Genomic DNA, 16026 nt, shown 5'->3' on the forward strand with positions numbered 1-16026 from the left:
GGGAAGTCGCCGTCGCCCGAAAGGATTAACGCGGCCCACGGGAAGGTGAACTCGGGCCCGGTCGTCGGCTCCCCGTGTTTTTCGGCGCAGGACAGGACCATTGACGCGAGGATCTCGGGAAGAATGAGCGCGGAAGAAATCCGGCGGGCGGCGGCCGAGCGGATCGAAGAGGCCGAGGACGTACGCGACGAGCTGTGCGCGGCGCTGCACGGGGCGGGCGTCGTGCTGCCGTCGTTGCGGGTGGAGCCCGCGGCGTACGCGGACGAGAGGCCCCGTCCGCTGGTGGAGTTGGGCCGCTGCAACCTGCGGACGGCCCGGCTGATCGCCGAGGCTCTTCGGCGCGGCGGGGCGGGAGCCTGAGCGGGACGCGCCCGGCCGCCGCCCCGGACCCGGCGTCCGGCCAGGTCGCGGTGTCCGAGCCGGTGCCGACCGCCGGATGCGATGTCTGCACGGCGCTGTGCGGCCGGCGTGAGGCCGCGCGGGCGGCGGGGCGCCAGGACGTCGTAGGTGCCTGCAACCGTGAACTGCTCAATCACCGAAAACGGCGGGGCCGGCCCGCGGGCGAGGGCGCGTAAGGATCCCGCAAACCCGTCACAGACCCCTCAGGAAACCGGCCAGGAAGTGCCCCGGAAATCCGTCAGGAAACCGCCCAGGAAACCGCTCAGGAAACCCGTCTGGAAATCCTTCCGCGAGGTCGGCGCGGCGATGATTACGCACCCGTGCGGGACCCGTGTGGACACCTCCGGGCAAAGGAATCGCGGAGAAAGGAGAGCCCCGTGGTGTTCCGCGCACGGCCGCCCGCGCACACACGCCTGTGGCGCGGTGATGCCGATGCGGCACGGCACGTGCGCCCGCGGTGCTGCGCCGTGCCCTGCTGCACCATCTCGGCGAGATCCCCTCGGCTGCCGCGGGTGACCTCGCGCGGGCGACCCGGACGGCGCCGCGGGCATTGCCGGTAAGGTGCCCGCCATGCGTGATCTCGGGGCGGGCTTCGGCCATCTGGTGAAGGGGCAGCGATGGGTTGCCCGGCACGGCAGGCAGTACGGCTTCGCCCTGCTGCCCGGGCTGGTCACCCTGGTGCTCTACCTGGCCCTGCTGACCGCCCTCGCCGTCTGGGGCGACGACCTGGTCGGCTGGGCTACGCCCTTCGCCGACGACTGGCCCTCGCCGTGGGCCGGCCTCTTCCGCGGGCTGTTGACCGCAGTGCTGTTCGCGCTGGTGCTGCTGCTCGCCGTGCTCACCTTCACGGCGGTGACGCTGCTGGTGGGCCAGCCCTTCTACGAGGCGCTGTCCGAACGGGTCGACCGCTCCGTCTCGCCGGACGGCACCGCCCCGAAGTCGCGGCTGCCGCTCTGGCGCGGACTGTGGGTGTCGGCCCGCGACAGCCTGCGCATCCTGGTGCGCGCCACGCTCTGGGGCGTGCTGCTCTTCGCGCTCGGCTTCCTGCCGGGGGTCGGGCAGACCGTGGTGCCCGTGGTGGGCTTCTTCGTCACCGGTTTCTTCCTGGTGGAGGAGCTGACGGCGGTGGCGCTGCAACGCCGGGACGTGGAACTGCGCGACCGGCTCGCCCTGCTGCGTGCCCGCAGGTCCCTGGTGTGGGGCTTCGGCGCGCCGCTCGCCGCCGCCTTCGTGGTGCCGCTGGTCGCCGTCTTCCTGATGCCGGGCGCGGTCGCGGGCGCCACCCTGATGGCCCGTGAACTGCTCGGCGAGGAGACGGTGCCGGGGGGCGGACCTGACGGCGGGGCCGGTGGCACGGGCGAGTACGCCCAGCCCCTCGCCCCGCCGCCCCCCGGCCCGTCGGACGGACCGCCCGCGCCGCCGGTCAGCCGTCCACAGGAAGGCTGAAGCCGAGCGCACGGGCCGCGGTGTGCGGAGTCGGCTGCGCCCAACGGTCCACCAGCGCCTGCTGGGAGGTGAGCGAGCGGAGCTCGGCGCGGTCCAGGTAGAGCATGCCGTCGAGGTGGTCCGTCTCGTGCTGCACGATGCGCGCCGGCCACCCGGCGCACTCCTCGTCCACCCGCCGTCCGTGCTCGTCCTCGGCCCGTAGCCTGATCCGCGCGTACCGGGCCACCACGGCCTGCCAGCCAGGCACGCTCAGGCAGCCCTCGAAGAAGGCGGCGCGGGCCGCCCCCGCCGGTTCGTACGACGGGTTCACGAGCACCCGGAACGGCTGCGGCACCCGCCCCCTGGCGTCCCGCACCTCCTCGGCGACCTCGGCCGGGTCCTCGACGACGGCGATCCGCAGCGGGATCCCGACCTGCGGTGCCGCCAGGCCCACGCCGGGAGCGGCGTGCATGGCCTCCCGCATCGCCGTGAGGAGCCGGGCCAGCAGCGGACCCGGCAACTGGCCCTCGTAGGGCATTGCGGGGCGGCGCAGCACCGGGTCCCCGGCGGCGACGATGGGCAGCGGACCGGGTGTTTCGAGCAGTTCCTCGACGAGCGCGCCGAGCGGCGCGGGCACAGGTGTGGACATCGGGCCAGCATGCCACCGGGAATGGGGGAGCGGCGCGGCGGCAGCGCGCGCCCCCGGCGCCGGCCCCGTCGCCGATCGGACGCGCACCGTGCGCCATGCGCACCGTGCACCGTGCACCGTGCGCACCCTGCCAACCCCTCGGCCGGCCGCCGTCAGTGCAGCAGGGCCGTCGCCTCGTCGACGGTCTCGCGCAGGACCGTGCTCATCCGGCGCAGGTCCGTGCGGTTCGTCCGGCTCACCGGCACCGAGACGTTGAAGGCCATCTGCATCGGGGTGCGGCGGGCGGGGAAGGCCACGGCCGCCGAGGTCACGCCCTCCTCGCTCTCCTCGCTGCTGGTGGCGTAGCCGAGGCGCCGGGCCACCTCGACCTCCGACTCCAGCTCGGAGCGGCGCCGGATGGAGTTCGGGGTCAGCCCTTCCAACTCCTCGTCCGGATAGAGGCGGTGCAGGTCGGCCGGGGTCAACTGGGCCAGCATCGCCTTTCCGGTCGACGTGCAGTGCGCCGGCATCGACTGGCCGAGCCGGGAGGCGACGCGGACCGCGCGCGGGCTCTCGATCGCGTCGATGAACCGGACCGTGGTGCCGTCCAGGATCCCGAGGTGCACCGTCTCCGCCAGTTCCCCGTTCAGCCGCTCCAGGAACGGGTGGAGGGTGGACCGCACGTCGAAGCGCTGGAGCACCGAGAAGGCGACACCGGTCAGTGCCGTGCCCGCCTCGTACGCCTTGCCGCGCTCGCTCTGCCGGATGAAACCGCGGTAGTGCAGCATCGCGAGCAGCCGGTGGGCCGTGGAGGTGGCCACTCCCAGGTAGTGGGCGACGTCCGTGAGGCGCAGCTCGCTGCGCTCGCCCAGCAGCAGAAGGATCTTGAGGGCGTTGTCCACCGACTCGATCGGGTACTGCGGTTCCGGGCCGCCGATGGACGCCACGTCGTCCGCGTTTTTCTTCATAGCAGAAGAATAGGCCACCTCTGCCGGAGGGTCCTCGTCCGGTCCCTTCCTCACGGCCCTGTTCCGTGCCCACCGCTCCGCGCCGTCGACCTTCCAAAGCGCGTTCGGTGGTGGATATGGGGACGTACATACGACGCGATGTATTGACTGGATCCCAACCTCACTGTAGGACAGAGCAACCTTCTTCATTGCAGAAAAGGGAGCTGATCTCATGGGCTGGCCGAGTCTGGCCGCGGCCTTCGGGCTCCGGCCGCCGAGGGCGCCGCGCACCGCCCGGCCGCCGGGCGTCGGGACCGCCGGGCACCCGGGTGCCGGAACCGCCGGGCGCCGGGGCGCCCGGGCAGCTCGGCGGGGCGGCCTCGCCGCCGCCGCGGTCACCGCCCTCGGTGTGCTGTGCACCGGCTGCGGCGGCCAGGCGTCCGCCGCCGGCGGGGATCCGTACACCATCGGACTCGTCACCAGCCAGACCGGCACCGCCAGCCAACTCGGCGTGGGGGAGCTGCGCGGCGCCCGGCTCGCGGTGGACCAGATCAACCGCGCGGGCGGTGTGAACGGCCACCGGCTCACCCTGCGCACCGCGGACGACCAGAGCAACCCGGCGCAGGCGGTACTCGCCGCCCGCAAGATGCTCGCGCAGGTGGGCGCGATCATCGGCCCGTCGGTGGCCGGATCCTGTAACGCGGTCGCACCGCTGGCCACCAGCGGCCACCGCATCGACTACTGCCTCTCGCCCGGCATCCGCCCGGCGCCCGGCTCCACCACCTGGTCGTCGAGCGCCGACACCCGCGCGCTCGCCGAGCGCCTCGTCGGCTACTGGCACCGCCGCGGCATCACCCGGATCGGCCTGCTGACCACCACCGACGCCAGCGGCATCGACGGTGCCCGCGCGGTGCACGAGGCCGTCGCCAACGAGCCGGGCATGCGCCTGACCGGTGCCGCCGGCTACGACCCCAACGCCATCTCCGTCACCCCCCAGCTCCAGGTCGCGGGCGGGGGCCACCCCCAGGCCCTGGTCGTGTGGGCCAGCGGGGCGGCGGCCGGCGTCGCCTTCAAGGGCCTCGCGCAGTCCGGCAGCACCCTGCCGGTGGCCACCACGGACGCCAACCTCACCTTCACCTTCATGCAGCGCATCGCCGAGTACGCGCCCAAGACCCTGCTCATCCCGGCCACCCGGGACTTCTGGGCCGACCAGGCGGGCGGCGGGGACGCGGCGGACCTGGTCCGCTCCTACCAGACCGCGTACCGGCACCGGTTCCGCGAGCAGCCCGACTTCGGGCCCGGCGTGGCCTACGACGCGGTCCACCTCTTCGCGCAGGCGTTGCACAGCGCAAAGGGCGACCCGGAGGAGGCGGTCACGGAACTGAGCAGGACCAGCGCGTACCAGGGCGTGCTCGGCACCTACTCCTTCGCCCCGAGCGACCACCGGGGCCTCGGCGCCGACGACGTGGCCGTGGTGCGCGCGACCGCCAAGGGCTTCACCTACGCGGGAAGGTAGGGGACGGTGACAGGCACTCTTCAGATAGTGGTCTCGGGCCTGGTGGACGGTTGCGTCTACGCCCTGATCGCGCTCGGCATGACACTCGTGTACTCGATCAGCCGGGTGATCAACCTGGCCCAGGGCGGCTTCGTGGTCCTCGCCGCGCTGACGGCGGTCTCCTTGCAACAGCACACCGGGTGGGCTCCGCTGGCCGTCGCCGCGATCGTGGTGGTGATGTTCGCGGCGGGCCTCGCGGTGGTCGACCGGATCGTGGTGCTGCCCGGTGCGCGGCGGGCCACCCCGGACCGGATGCTGCTGGTCACCGTGGGGCTGTTGCAGGCCATCGGCGGCTTTCTGCTGCTCGTCTGGGGCAACCTCCCCTACACCATGCGGCCCTTCCCGCCCGGTGGCACCGCCGTCGCCGCAGGGGTGCGCATCAACTCCCAGTACATCTGGATCGTGGGCGTCCTCGCGCTGTCCGTCGCCACCGTGTGGGTGCTGCTGCACCGCACCCGGCTCGGTCTGGTGATGCGCGCCACCGCCGGCAATCCGCAGGCGGCCGAACTGCTCGGGGTCGACACGGACCGGATCCGGCTGATCGCCTTCAGCCTCTCCGGCGCGATGGCCGCCCTGGCCGGAACGACCGTGATCCCGGTGACCTTCCTCCAGTTCAGCACGGTCACCCCGTATGCGGTGGCCGGTTTCATCGCCGCGGTCGCCGGCGGGCTCGGCAGCAAGGCGGGAGCCGTCGTCGGCGGTCTCGTCCTCGGCCTGCTCCAGGCCGTCTTCAGCCGCTACATCAGCAGCCAACTGGCCGAGGTGGTGGCGATCGGCGCACTGATCGCGCTGCTGCTGCTCCGGCCCAGCGGGATGTTCGGAAAGGTGAGCGAGGTACGCCGATGAGCACCGTCCGTGTCCCCGGCCGAGGGGCCGACCAGAGCGTGCGCGGCGGCGCGGGCGCCGTGCACCGCGCGGCGCACGGCCCCGGCCGCCTGCGCGGACCGGTGGCGGCCCTCGCGGCGATCGCGGTGGCGGCGGTGCTGCCCTTCGTGGTGCCCGGCTGGGTCGGGCTGCTGGTGGTCGTCGGCGTCTTCTTCCTCGTCGTGCTCGGCCTCGACCTCCTCACCGGCCTGTCCGGTCAGGTCTCGCTCGGCCAGACGCTCTTCATGGCCCTCGGCGGCTACGGCGCGGGCCTGCTCACGTTGCGGCTGCACTGGCCCACCGCACTCGCCACCGTCGTGATGGCCCTGGTGTCCGCGCTGGTGGCGGCCGGTCTCGGCACGACGCTGCTGCGGCTGCGCGGCTACTACCTGGCGCTGGCCACCCTGGGCCTCGCGGTGATCACCGAGTCGCTGGCGAGCGGGCTCGGCGACCTCACCGGCGGGCCCTCGGGGCTCGTCGCCGTGCCGAGCCTGCAACTGGGCGGCTGGACCGTGTTCTCGGACCGCGCCAACTACTACGTCCTGCTGGTGGTCTGCGCCGCGGGGGCCTGGTTCGTCGCCGGCATCCAGCGCGGCGGTACCGGCCGGGCCCTGAGCGCCGTGGCCGCGGACACCCCGGCGGCCGCCATGCTCGGCATCGACACCGCCCGCTACAAGACCCGGGCCTTCGTCGCCTCGGCCGTCTTCGCCTCGGTGGCGGGCAGCCTCTACACCTTCTACCTGCGATTCATCTCACCGGACGTGATCGGCGTCACGGTCGCCTTCAGTGTGGTGATCATGCTGGCGCTCGGCGGGTCGAGGACCCTGGTCGGGCCGCTGCTCGGCGCGCTGGTCCTCCAGGGCCTGCCGCAGGCCGGGCAGACCTTCTCGCGCTGGGAACCGCTGGTCGCCGGCATCGTCCTGATCGTGGTCATGACCTATTTCCCGCGCGGACTGTGGGGCACGGCGAAGGCGCTGGCCCGGCGAAGGAGCACACCATGAGCGACACACCCCTGCTGGAGGTCAGATCGCTGAGCCGGAGTTTCGGCGGCGTGCAGGCGGTCAGCGGCGTCAGCTTCTCGGTACGGGCCGGCAGCGCCCGCGCCGTCATCGGGCCGAACGGTGCAGGCAAGACGACCGTGCTCGACATGGTCACCGGCTTCACCAGGCCCGACGAGGGCGAGGTCCTGCTGGACGGCCGGGACATCACGGGCCTGCCGCCGCACCGGCTGCCCGGCCGCGGCCTGATGAGGACGTTCCAGTCGGCCCGGCTCGTGCCCCTGCTCACCGTCCGCGAGAACGTGATGCTCGGCGCGCACCACTTCACCCGCTCCGGCTTCCTCTGCGACGGACTGCGCCTGCCGCGCGCCCGACGCGAGGCGCGCGCCCTGCGCGGCAGGGCCGCCGCGCTGCTGGACTTCCTCGGCCTCACCGCCTTCGCCGACCGGCCCGCCGCCGATCTGCCCGCCGGCGCACAGCGCCTGGTGGAGGTGGCCCGCGGACTCGCCGGCGGCCCCCGCGTGCTGCTCCTCGACGAGCCCGCGGCCGGTCTCGACGACACCGAGACCGCGGAACTCGCCGACGTCCTGCGGGCGGTGCACACCTCCGGCGTGGCGCTCGTCCTCATCGAGCACAACATCGACCTCGTGATGAAGGTGGGCGAGCGGATCCTCGTCCTGGACGCGGGCCGGGTCATCGCGGACGGCACGCCCGCGGACGTGCGCAGCGACCCCGCCGTCATCGAGGCATACCTGGGAGCGACGGCATGATCCTTCAGGCGGAGCGGCTCGAAGTGCGCCACGGCGCGACCCGCGCCCTGCGCGACGTCACCTGCGAGGTCGCCGAGGGGCAGGTGCTGGCGCTGATCGGGGCCAACGGCGCGGGCAAGTCGACGCTGCTGCGGGCGCTGGCGGGACTGGACGCGGTGCGGAGCGGGGTGATCCGGCTGTTCGGCGAGGACATCACCGGGCGGAGCGCCCACGCCGTGGCCCGCCGGGGGCTCAGCCTGGTGCCGGAGGGCCGGCAGTTGTTCGCGGACCTGACGGTGCGGGAGAACCTCCAGATGGGGTGCTACCGCGCGCCCGGCGACCGGGCTGCGGCCCGGCTGCGGTTCGAGCGGGTCTTCGGCCTCTTCCCGGTGCTGCGGGACTTCGCGGAGCGCCGGGCGGGCATGCTCTCGGGCGGCCAGCAGCAGATGGTCGCGGTCGGCAGGGCCCTGATGGGCGAGCCGCGCGTGCTGCTCCTCGACGAGCCCTCGCTCGGCCTCGCGCCCGCGTACGTCGGCCAGATCCTGGACGTCGTCAGGGAACTGGCCGACACCGGGACGGCGGTCGTGCTCGCGGAGCAGAACGCGGCCGCCGCCCTGCGCACCGCCGACCAGGGCATCGTCCTGTCCAACGGCACCGTCACCCACCGCGCACCGGCCGCCGACCTGCTCGCCGACGACGACGTGAGCCGGCACTACCTCGGCGTGGGCGGTGCGGACGACGGCGCGGCGCCGTCCCCCGCGCGCGTGCTGCCCGAAGGGCTGCGGGAGCTGCGCATCTGACGAGACGCGGGCGCGCGGGCAGCCGCCCCCCGCCACCGGACCGGCCGCCCGGCGGCGACCCGCACGGGGCCGGCCCGTGCGGCGGCGACTCGCACGGGCCCGGCCGGGTGCGCGACCGCGGGCGCGCCGTGGCCGCCTGCGCAGGTCCCGCGCTTCTGCGCGGGCATCCTGCGTCCCTTTTGCATGTCTTGGACCGCCTTGGGGGTTAGCTGATCGGCCATGGAAGAGGGCAGTTGACGCCATCCGGGATCGTTGTTCTACTTGACAGAGGACATATCTGCTCAGGAGAAAAAGTCAGCACTGGGCCCAGGTCAGGGAGGAAGGTCGCGATGGACGACCATGCCGACGTCTTCGAGGACGTGCGCCGCGGGATGATCCCCGCCCACATCTACAACGACCAGGAGATCTTCGAGCTGGAGAAGGAGCGCCTCTTCAGCCGCGCCTGGATGTTCGTGGCGCACGAGTCGGAGATCCCCCAGCCCGGCGACTACGTCGTCCGGCGCGTCCTCGACGACTCCTTCATCGTCGCCCGGGACGAGCAGGGCAGCGTGCACGCCCACTTCAACATGTGCCTGCACCGCGGCATGCAGGTGTGCCGCGCGGAGATGGGCAACGCCTCGCACTTCCGCTGCCCCTACCACGGCTGGTCGTACCGCAACGACGGCCGGATCGTCGGCCTGCCCTTCCACCAGGACGCGTACGGCGGCGAGGCCGGCTTCCGGCGCAAGGGCCAGCGGCTGCTGCCCGCGCCCAGGCTGGACAGCTACAACGGCCTCGTCTTCGTCAGCATGGACCCCGAGGCGCCCGCGTTGCGCGACTACCTCGGCGACTTCACCTTCTACCTGGACTACTACACCAGGCAGAGCCCGAGCGGCATCGAACTGCGCGGCCCGCAGCGCTGGCGCGTGAAGGCGAACTGGAAGATCGGCGCCGAGAACTTCGCCGGCGACATGTACCACACGCCCCAGACGCACACCAGCGTCGTCGAGATCGGGCTGTTCCGCGAGCCGAAGGCGGAGAAGCGCAAGGACGGCTGCACCTACTGGGCGGGCCGCGGCGGCGGCACCACGTACAAGCTGCCGCCCGGCTCGCTGGAGGAGCGGCTGCGCTACGTCGGCTACCCCGACGAGATGATCGAGCGGATGAAGCGGTCCTGGTCCGCCGAGCAGTTGAGGGTGGTCGGCCAGGACGGCTTCATGATCTCCGCGGCCTCCGCCTTCCCGAACCTCAGCCTCGTGCACAACTGGCCGCGCGTCGCGGACAGCGAGGCCGTGCTGCCGTTCATCTCCCTGCGCCAGTGGCAGCCGGTCGGCAGGGACGAGACCGAGGTGCTGTCCTGGTTCGCGGTGGACGCCGAGGCGCCGGAGGAGTTCAAGAAGCTCTCGTACAAGGCCTACCTGATGTGCTTCGGCTCGACCGGCATGTTCGAGCAGGACGACGTCGAGAACTGGGTCTCGCTCACCAACACCGCCGCCGGCTCCATGGCCCGCAGGCTGCGGCTGAACAGCCGGATGGGCATCCTCGCCGACGACACGGAGGTGGTGCCCGCCCTCACGCCCGAGCAGTTCGCGGGCCCCGGCACCGCCCGTACCGGCTACGGCGAGTACAACCAGCGGGCCATGCTGAACGAGTGGGCCGACCATCTCGCCGCCCCGGCCCGCTCGGCGACCGCGACACACGTCGGCGGCCCGGTGCCCGAGCCGTCCCGCGACCCGAACACGGTGGTGAACGGAGCATGACCATCCCGAAGACACCGGCACCTGCACCGACACCGGCCTACCGCCCCGGCACCACCCCGGGCGACACCCACTCCTCCCGCGCCGTCCTCGGCGCCGGCGCGCCCCGCACCCGGCGCACCGGGCGCACGCTCCCGTTCGGCGACGAGCGGCACCTGACGGCCCACCGGTGGCTGGTGGACGAGGCCTACCTGCTGGACGCCCAGGAGTACGAGGAGTGGCTCACCCTGCTCACCGACGACATCCACTACGTGATGCCGGTGCGGGTGACCACCGCCCTCGGCGCCGGCTTCGACACCGCGCCCGGCATGGCCCACTTCGACGAGGACAAGTACTCGCTCAGCCGCCGCGTGGCCCGCTTCCTGACCGAGCACGCCTGGACGGAGGACCCGCCGTCCAGGCTGCGCCACCATCTGACCAATGTGCGCACCTTCGCCACCGACGACCCCGACCACATCGTCGTCGAGTCCGGTGTGCTGCTGTACCGCAGCCGCGGGGACGTCCGCGAGGCCGCGCAGGTCTCCGCGGGCCGCGAGGACCTGCTGCGCAGGGACGCGGAAGGCTGGCGGCTCGCGCGCCGCACCATCCTCGTCGACGACTCGGTGATCCGTATGCAGAACCTGGCGGTCTTCCTGTGAACCTGCGCTGGGAGGGAGAGGAGGAGGACGCGCGCGCCGCCCGCGGCGCCGCGGCGCGGCGCGACGCCCTGGCGGCCCGCACCAGCGGCGAACCGCTCACCGTCGGCAACGAGTTCTCCGAGGTCCGGGTCAGCCGGGTGGAGACCCGCAACGGCTCGCGGCTGCTCATCGAGTCCACCCGCTCCGGCCAGTGGGTGGCGCTCTGCCCGCTGGAGCTGGAGGCACTGACCTGGCAGAACACGGCCACCTTCTCGGCGATGGTCGGCCACCCCTTCGGACCGCTCCTGGAGGACGACGCATGAGCGACTGGCTGGACGGGAAGAGGGCGCTCGTGGTGGGCGCGGGATCCGGCATCGGCCGCGCGGTCGTCGACGCCTTCCGGCAGGAGGGCGCGCGCGTGGCCGTCCTCGAACGCGACCCGCTCAAGTGCGACGCCCTCCGCGAGGCCGTCCCGGACACCCCGGTGACCTGCGGAGACGCCACCACCCGAGCCGCCAACGACGAAGCGGTGGCACGGGCCGTCGACGCCTTCGGCGGACTCGACGTCCTCGTCGACTGCGTCGGCGTCTTCGACTTCTACCGCGGCATCGGGGAACTGGACGCGGACCTCCTCGACCAGGCGTTCGACGAGATGTTCGCGGTGAACGTCAAGAGCCACCTGCACACGGTGAAGGCGGCCCTGCCCGCCCTGCGCGCGTCCCGCGGCTCGATCGTCCTCACCGAGTCCACCTCAGGCTACTTCCCCGGCCGGGGCGGGGTGCTGTACGTCTCGTCCAAGTTCGCCGTACGGGGCCTGGTCACCACCCTCGCCCACGAACTCGCCCCCGACATCAGGGTCAACGGCGTGGCACCCGGCGGAACCCTGGGCACCGACCTGCGGGGCCTGGGCAGCCTCGGCATGGACGAGCGCAGCCTCGGGAGCACTCCGGGCCGGGCCGAGGAACTGGCCGGCCGGGTCCCGCTGCGGGTGGCGCTCTCCGGCGCCGACCACGCCTGGAGCTATGTGTTCCTCGCCTCCGACCGCTCCCGCGGCATCACCGGCACGGCCCTGCACTCCGACGGCGGCATCGGCGTCAAGGCCTGACCCGCCACCCCGCACTGCACCACCCCGCACTGCACCACCCCGTACCGCACCCCCCCCGCACCGCGCGCACCGCACCGCCGGTGCCCGCACACGACACGCGTGCACGACGCGAAAGGAGCCGGACCATGCCCGTCCTCAAGGCGGACTTCGGCGCATGCCAGGGATACGCGAACTGCGTCGCCGGGGCACCCGACGCCTACGACATCGACGACGACGGCACCGTCGTCCTGCTCAAGGAGCGCATCGGTGCCGAGGACCTGCCGAGGCTCCAGGAGGCCGCGCGGAGCTGCCCGGTCTCGGCGCTCACCATCGAGGACGCATGAGCACCACCGTCGTCGTCGGATCCTCGGTGGCCGGTGTGCGCACCGCGCAGGCGCTGCGCACCGAGGGCTACGACGGCCGGGTGGTCCTCGTCGGCGCCGAGCCGGGGCCGCCGTACGACAAGCCGCCGTTGTCCAAGCAGTTCCTGTCCGGTGCCCGGCAGGCCCACGAGGTCACCCTGCTGACCGCGCAGGAGGCCCACCTCGCCCGCATCGAACTGCGCCTCGGCAGCGCGGCACGGTGCCTGGACGTGGCCGCCCGGCGGCTGCGCCTGGCCGACGGCGCCGAACTGGCCTACGACACCTGTGTGATAGCCACGGGCGCCGCCGCCCGCCCGTCCCCCTGGCCGGTACGGTCCGGCCTGCACGTGGTCCGCACCCTGGCCGACAGTGCCGCGCTCCGCGCCGACCTGCTGCGCGGCGGTCCCGTGGTGGTGGTCGGCGGCGGCTTCGTCGGGGCCGAGGTCGCGGCCACCGCACGCGGCCTCGGCTGCGCGGTCACCGTCGTCGACCCGCTGCCGGTGCCGATGGGCCGGCTGCTCGGCCCGGAGGTCGGCGCCCACTTCACCGCCCTGCACGAGCGGCACGGCGTCGCCACCCGCTTCGGCACCGGCGTCGAAGCCGTGACCGGGGAATCCGGCCGGCTCCGCGTCGCGCTCACCGACAAAACCGTGCTGCCCGCCGCAACCGTCGTGGTCGGCATCGGCGCGGTACCGAACGACCGCTGGCTGGCCGGTTCGGGACTCCTGCTGGACGACGGTGTGGTCTGCGACGAGTTCTGCCGAGCCGTCGGGACCGGGGACGTGTACGCGGCCGGCGACGTCGCCCGCTGGTACCACCCGGGACACGGCACCCGGGTGCGTGTCGAGCACTGGACCAACGCCGTCGACCAGGCGGCCCTGGTGGCCCGCAACATCACCCGCCCCGAGCACCCGCAGCCCTACGCGCCCGTTCCGTACGTGTGGAGCGACCAGTACGACTGGAAGATCCAGATCGCCGGCACACCAGCGGACGCCACCCGCCACACCGTCGTCGGGCGGTTGTCCGGCGGCACGGCACGCGGCGGGGCGCTGTACGGCGACGACAGCGGGCGGCTGTGCGCGGCGGTCACCGTCAACTGGCCGCGCGCGCTCGTCGAGTGCCGCCGCCTCCTGGCCGGGCAGGCCCCGTTCGACACCGCCCTGGACCGCGTCGACCGGCTCGCGGCGCGGGCCGCGGGAAGACCAGGAGCCACCCGCTGAACCCGCGGGAGCCGGTCCCCCGCGGGAGCCGAACCCCCCGCGGGAGCTGTCCCGCCGAACCCGCGGGAGCCGGTCCCCAGGGAGCCTGTCCCGAGGGAGCCGGCCACCGCCCACGGTGCTCCCGCGGCCGGTACCCGGACCGGACGCCGCGCACCGCACGGCCCACCTGGTCCCCGCTGATCCGCACCAGGACGCCCGGCGGCCGCACCTCGTCCGTGCCGCCGACGAGCAGCGGCAGTAAGGCCCCCCCCGCACCCCGTCCGGCACCGCGATCCCGGCCGCCGCCGACGGGGTCGGCATCAGGCGGGTGGTGCCCGGCGGATGCCGGACCGGGCCGCCGCCGGACTGCCGCTCGTGCCGTGGTGTTCCGGTGCTGCCGGCCGGTGAGGACCACGAGGACGTTCGGGGGCCTGGCCGGGCACCGGCCGCGCCGGGGGCGGGGCGGCAGTGCTCACGCGGCCGCCGGCGCCGCGGTCGAGGCGCCGGACGGGGCGCCGAACGGAGGCTCGGGCACGGCCTTCGGCGCAAGCAGCACCGAGGCCCGGCCGTCCACACCGACCGGCACGTCGCCGTCGACGGTCACCCGGCGCAGCCTGCGTGCGTGGTCGTCGGAGTCGTCCACGCCGTAGTGCTGGGTGGCGCGGTTGTCCCAGATCGCCACGTCGCCCACCTGCCACTGCCAGCGGACGGTGTTCTCCGGGCTCTCGACGTACCGCTGGAAGAGTTCCAGGAGCGCCCTTGAGTCACGGCCGGTGAGACCGACGATCCGCTGTACGAAGTTGCCGAGCAGCAGCACCCGTTCACCGGTCTCCGGGTGCACCCGGACGACCGGGTGCTCGGTGCGGAACTTCGTCGAGGTGAACACCTCGCGGTAGTGCTCCAACTGCTCCGGCAGCGCGTCGGGGCGCAGCGCCGCGTAGTCGTAGTCGTTGGAGTGCTCGGCGCGCAGGCTCTCGGCGAGGGTGCGCAGCGGCGCGGGCAGGGCGCTGTACGCGGTGGCCGTGTTGGCCCAGATCGTGTTGCCCCCGTACGGCGGGACGACCAGTGCCCGCAGGATGGAGAAGGCGGGGTAGGCGGGCACGAAGGTGACGTCGGTGTGCCACTGGTTGGCACGGCCGCCGTAGTCAGAGTCGATGCGCAGGGCGTAACGGCCGTCGCCGGACGGGACCGTGGGGTGCGCGACCGGTGAGCCGAGCAGCCGTCCGAACGCCTCGTGGCTCTCCTCGTCCAGGTGCTGCTGGCCGTGGAAGAAGACGACCTTGTGCGTGAGCAGCGCGGCCCGGACGGCGGCCACGGTCTCGGGGGCGAGGTCGCCGCCGAGCCGCACACCGGAGATCACGGCGCCGAGTCGGCCGCCGACCTTCTGCACGGTGAGGCCGGCGGGGCCGGCGGGCCCGGCGGGGAAGGGGGCGTCGGTGGGAGGGGCGGAGGTCATGGGCGGTGTCCTTCCGGAGTTGGTCTGCCCGGGAGCGGAAGCAATCGGGACCCGGCGGACCGCGGCCCCGCGCGGGGCGGGGCCCGGCCGCAAGGCGTGGGGCGGGGCGGGCGCGGGAGCGGCGGAGGCACGGTGGGCGGCGGCCCCAGGGTGCGCGGGCTGGCGCGAGGAGCCGGCGGGACGCGAGGGACGCGGTGCACACGACGGAGGGCGGGACGCGGGAGGCGAACAGGACGCTGCGGGCGGGCGGGCGGGACGCGGACCGGGGAACGCGAGGGGCGCCGGGAGGGGCGCGCGGCTCAGCGGCGGCGGAGCACGGCCGGGCGCCCGCCGGTACACGCCCCCGCCGGGCGGGGCCCGGCAGCGTGGCGGTGCCGCGGAGTCGGAACGGTCATCGCGGACATGGACCGGAGCGTCGCAGCCGGCCACCGGTGCGTCAAGGACGGGCGGCCTCGGCGCGGACCGTACGCGAGTGGTTGAGCCGGCGCCTGCACTCCGGCCGGCCGGCCATCGTAAGGCAGCCGCCCCGGCGGCCCTGGCCTGCTCTTTCCGCGCACCCGCCGCGGTGCGTCCGGCGGTCGGAAGCGGGCACCGGTGCGGGTGCGCGCCTGACGGCACGATTTCACACCGCGGCAACAGTCGCGCCCGCGGCGTCCGAGTGACGGACGGGCGGCGCGTTCGGCCGGGCCACCGGGCTGTTGCCCGACGTCCTCGACCCGACCTGGTGGTGACCACCGAGCTGTCCGGCGTCCGTGAGTCGGCGTACCCGGAGGAGATCCCCGGCACGGCGGTCCACCGGTCGCACGCGTGCGAAGAACCGGAACGCATCGTCGGTCCGTATACCGGCCCCGAGGCGACCCCTGGGCACCGCGCCCACGGTCGTCCTGAGCCGGTTGTTCAGGGATCCCCCCAAGGGCGCGGAGGCCCTGGGCGCGGCCGTGCCGCGGCCGTGCCGACCCCGCACCGGGGCCGGATGAGACCGCTCGTCGGGGGCGGTGCGTGGTTGACCGGTTCCCCGGGCGCTGTCATATTGCTCGCGTGAATCCGGATGTGCGCCTCATCTCCCGCAGGCATGTCGACCTCTGCCGACAGGCCAGCGCGGTCTGTGCCGTCCGCATCTGACGCCCCGCCGCGGCAGCCGCCGCCCGGGCGGCCGCGCCCGCCCCGGTCCCGCTCCCGGGCGCCGCTGACCTCGTCCGGCTGAGCC

General features: G+C 73.7%; 17 protein-coding genes. 14 read left to right on the forward strand and 3 right to left on the reverse strand.

Going from position 1 to position 16026, the window contains the following annotated elements:
* Positions 1-123: 123 nt before the first annotated feature.
* Positions 124-360: a hypothetical protein gene (locus IE313_RS23325; RefSeq protein WP_189935423.1), complete on the forward strand. Its 237-nt coding sequence runs from the start codon at positions 124-126 to the stop codon at positions 358-360.
* 609 nt (positions 361-969) lie between these two features.
* Positions 970-1845: an EI24 domain-containing protein gene (locus tag IE313_RS23330; protein ID WP_189935425.1), complete on the forward strand. Its 876-nt coding sequence runs from the start codon at positions 970-972 to the stop codon at positions 1843-1845.
* On the opposite strand, the gene IE313_RS23335 is transcribed toward IE313_RS23330, so the two are convergent.
* Positions 1823-2473, reverse strand: a complete 651-nt coding sequence (locus IE313_RS23335; protein WP_189935427.1) for a peptide deformylase — start codon at positions 2471-2473, stop codon at positions 1823-1825. The genes IE313_RS23330 and IE313_RS23335 overlap by 23 nt on opposite strands.
* Positions 2474-2625: 152 nt before the next feature.
* Entirely contained in the window at positions 2626-3420 is a 795-nt protein-coding gene (locus IE313_RS23340) for an IclR family transcriptional regulator (RefSeq protein ID WP_189935429.1), read from the reverse strand.
* 211 nt (positions 3421-3631) lie between these two features.
* Between IE313_RS23340 and IE313_RS23345 the strand changes: the two genes are divergently transcribed.
* The 11 genes from IE313_RS23345 (at position 3632) to IE313_RS23395 (ending at position 13384) form a co-directional block, all read left to right on the forward strand.
* Positions 3632-4915, forward strand: a complete 1284-nt coding sequence (locus tag IE313_RS23345) for an ABC transporter substrate-binding protein (protein ID WP_189935431.1) — start codon at positions 3632-3634, stop codon at positions 4913-4915.
* A gap of 6 nt (positions 4916-4921) precedes the next feature.
* Positions 4922-5800: a branched-chain amino acid ABC transporter permease gene (locus tag IE313_RS23350; protein WP_189935433.1), complete on the forward strand. Its 879-nt coding sequence runs from the start codon at positions 4922-4924 to the stop codon at positions 5798-5800.
* A complete protein-coding gene (locus tag IE313_RS23355; RefSeq protein ID WP_189935435.1) occupies positions 5797-6819 on the forward strand; it encodes a branched-chain amino acid ABC transporter permease in 1023 nt (340 codons plus the stop codon). Before IE313_RS23350 ends, IE313_RS23355 begins: the two co-directional genes overlap by 4 nt.
* Complete coding sequence (locus IE313_RS23360; RefSeq protein WP_189935437.1) at positions 6816-7586, forward strand: ABC transporter ATP-binding protein; 771 nt, start codon at positions 6816-6818, stop codon at positions 7584-7586. The genes IE313_RS23355 and IE313_RS23360 overlap by 4 nt, the downstream gene beginning before the upstream one ends.
* A complete protein-coding gene (locus IE313_RS23365) occupies positions 7583-8365 on the forward strand; it encodes an ABC transporter ATP-binding protein (RefSeq protein WP_229924877.1) in 783 nt (260 codons plus the stop codon). Before IE313_RS23360 ends, IE313_RS23365 begins: the two co-directional genes overlap by 4 nt.
* Before the next feature lie 329 nt (positions 8366-8694).
* Positions 8695-10104, forward strand: a complete 1410-nt coding sequence (locus IE313_RS23370) for a Rieske 2Fe-2S domain-containing protein (RefSeq protein ID WP_189935439.1) — start codon at positions 8695-8697, stop codon at positions 10102-10104.
* Complete coding sequence (locus IE313_RS23375; protein ID WP_189935441.1) at positions 10101-10739, forward strand: 3-phenylpropionate/cinnamic acid dioxygenase subunit beta; 639 nt, start codon at positions 10101-10103, stop codon at positions 10737-10739. The genes IE313_RS23370 and IE313_RS23375 overlap by 4 nt, the downstream gene beginning before the upstream one ends.
* On the forward strand, positions 10736-11041 hold the full coding sequence (locus tag IE313_RS23380; protein ID WP_189935443.1) for a hypothetical protein: 306 nt from the start codon (positions 10736-10738) through the stop codon (positions 11039-11041). The genes IE313_RS23375 and IE313_RS23380 overlap by 4 nt, the downstream gene beginning before the upstream one ends.
* Positions 11038-11823 (forward strand): 3-(cis-5,6-dihydroxycyclohexa-1,3-dien-1-yl)propanoate dehydrogenase, encoded by a 786-nt coding sequence (hcaB, locus tag IE313_RS23385; RefSeq protein WP_189935445.1) that lies wholly within the window; start codon positions 11038-11040, stop codon positions 11821-11823. The genes IE313_RS23380 and hcaB overlap by 4 nt, the downstream gene beginning before the upstream one ends.
* A 125-nt stretch (positions 11824-11948) precedes the next feature.
* Positions 11949-12146 (forward strand): ferredoxin, encoded by a 198-nt coding sequence (locus IE313_RS23390; RefSeq protein ID WP_189935447.1) that lies wholly within the window; start codon positions 11949-11951, stop codon positions 12144-12146.
* Positions 12143-13384, forward strand: a complete 1242-nt coding sequence (locus IE313_RS23395; RefSeq protein ID WP_189935449.1) for an NAD(P)/FAD-dependent oxidoreductase — start codon at positions 12143-12145, stop codon at positions 13382-13384. The genes IE313_RS23390 and IE313_RS23395 overlap by 4 nt, the downstream gene beginning before the upstream one ends.
* A 451-nt stretch (positions 13385-13835) precedes the next feature.
* On the opposite strand, the gene IE313_RS23400 is transcribed toward IE313_RS23395, so the two are convergent.
* Positions 13836-14819: a TauD/TfdA dioxygenase family protein gene (locus IE313_RS23400; protein WP_189935451.1), complete on the reverse strand. Its 984-nt coding sequence runs from the start codon at positions 14817-14819 to the stop codon at positions 13836-13838.
* Between the two features lie 1050 nt (positions 14820-15869).
* Between IE313_RS23400 and IE313_RS36450 the strand changes: the two genes are divergently transcribed.
* Entirely contained in the window at positions 15870-15941 is a 72-nt protein-coding gene (locus tag IE313_RS36450) for a putative leader peptide (RefSeq protein ID WP_351768172.1), read from the forward strand.
* Positions 15942-16026: the final 85 nt, after the last annotated feature.

The organism is Streptomyces sulfonofaciens, from assembly GCF_014656295.1.
In the GTDB taxonomy this organism is placed as follows: Bacteria; Actinomycetota; Actinomycetes; order Streptomycetales; family Streptomycetaceae; genus Streptomyces; species Streptomyces sulfonofaciens.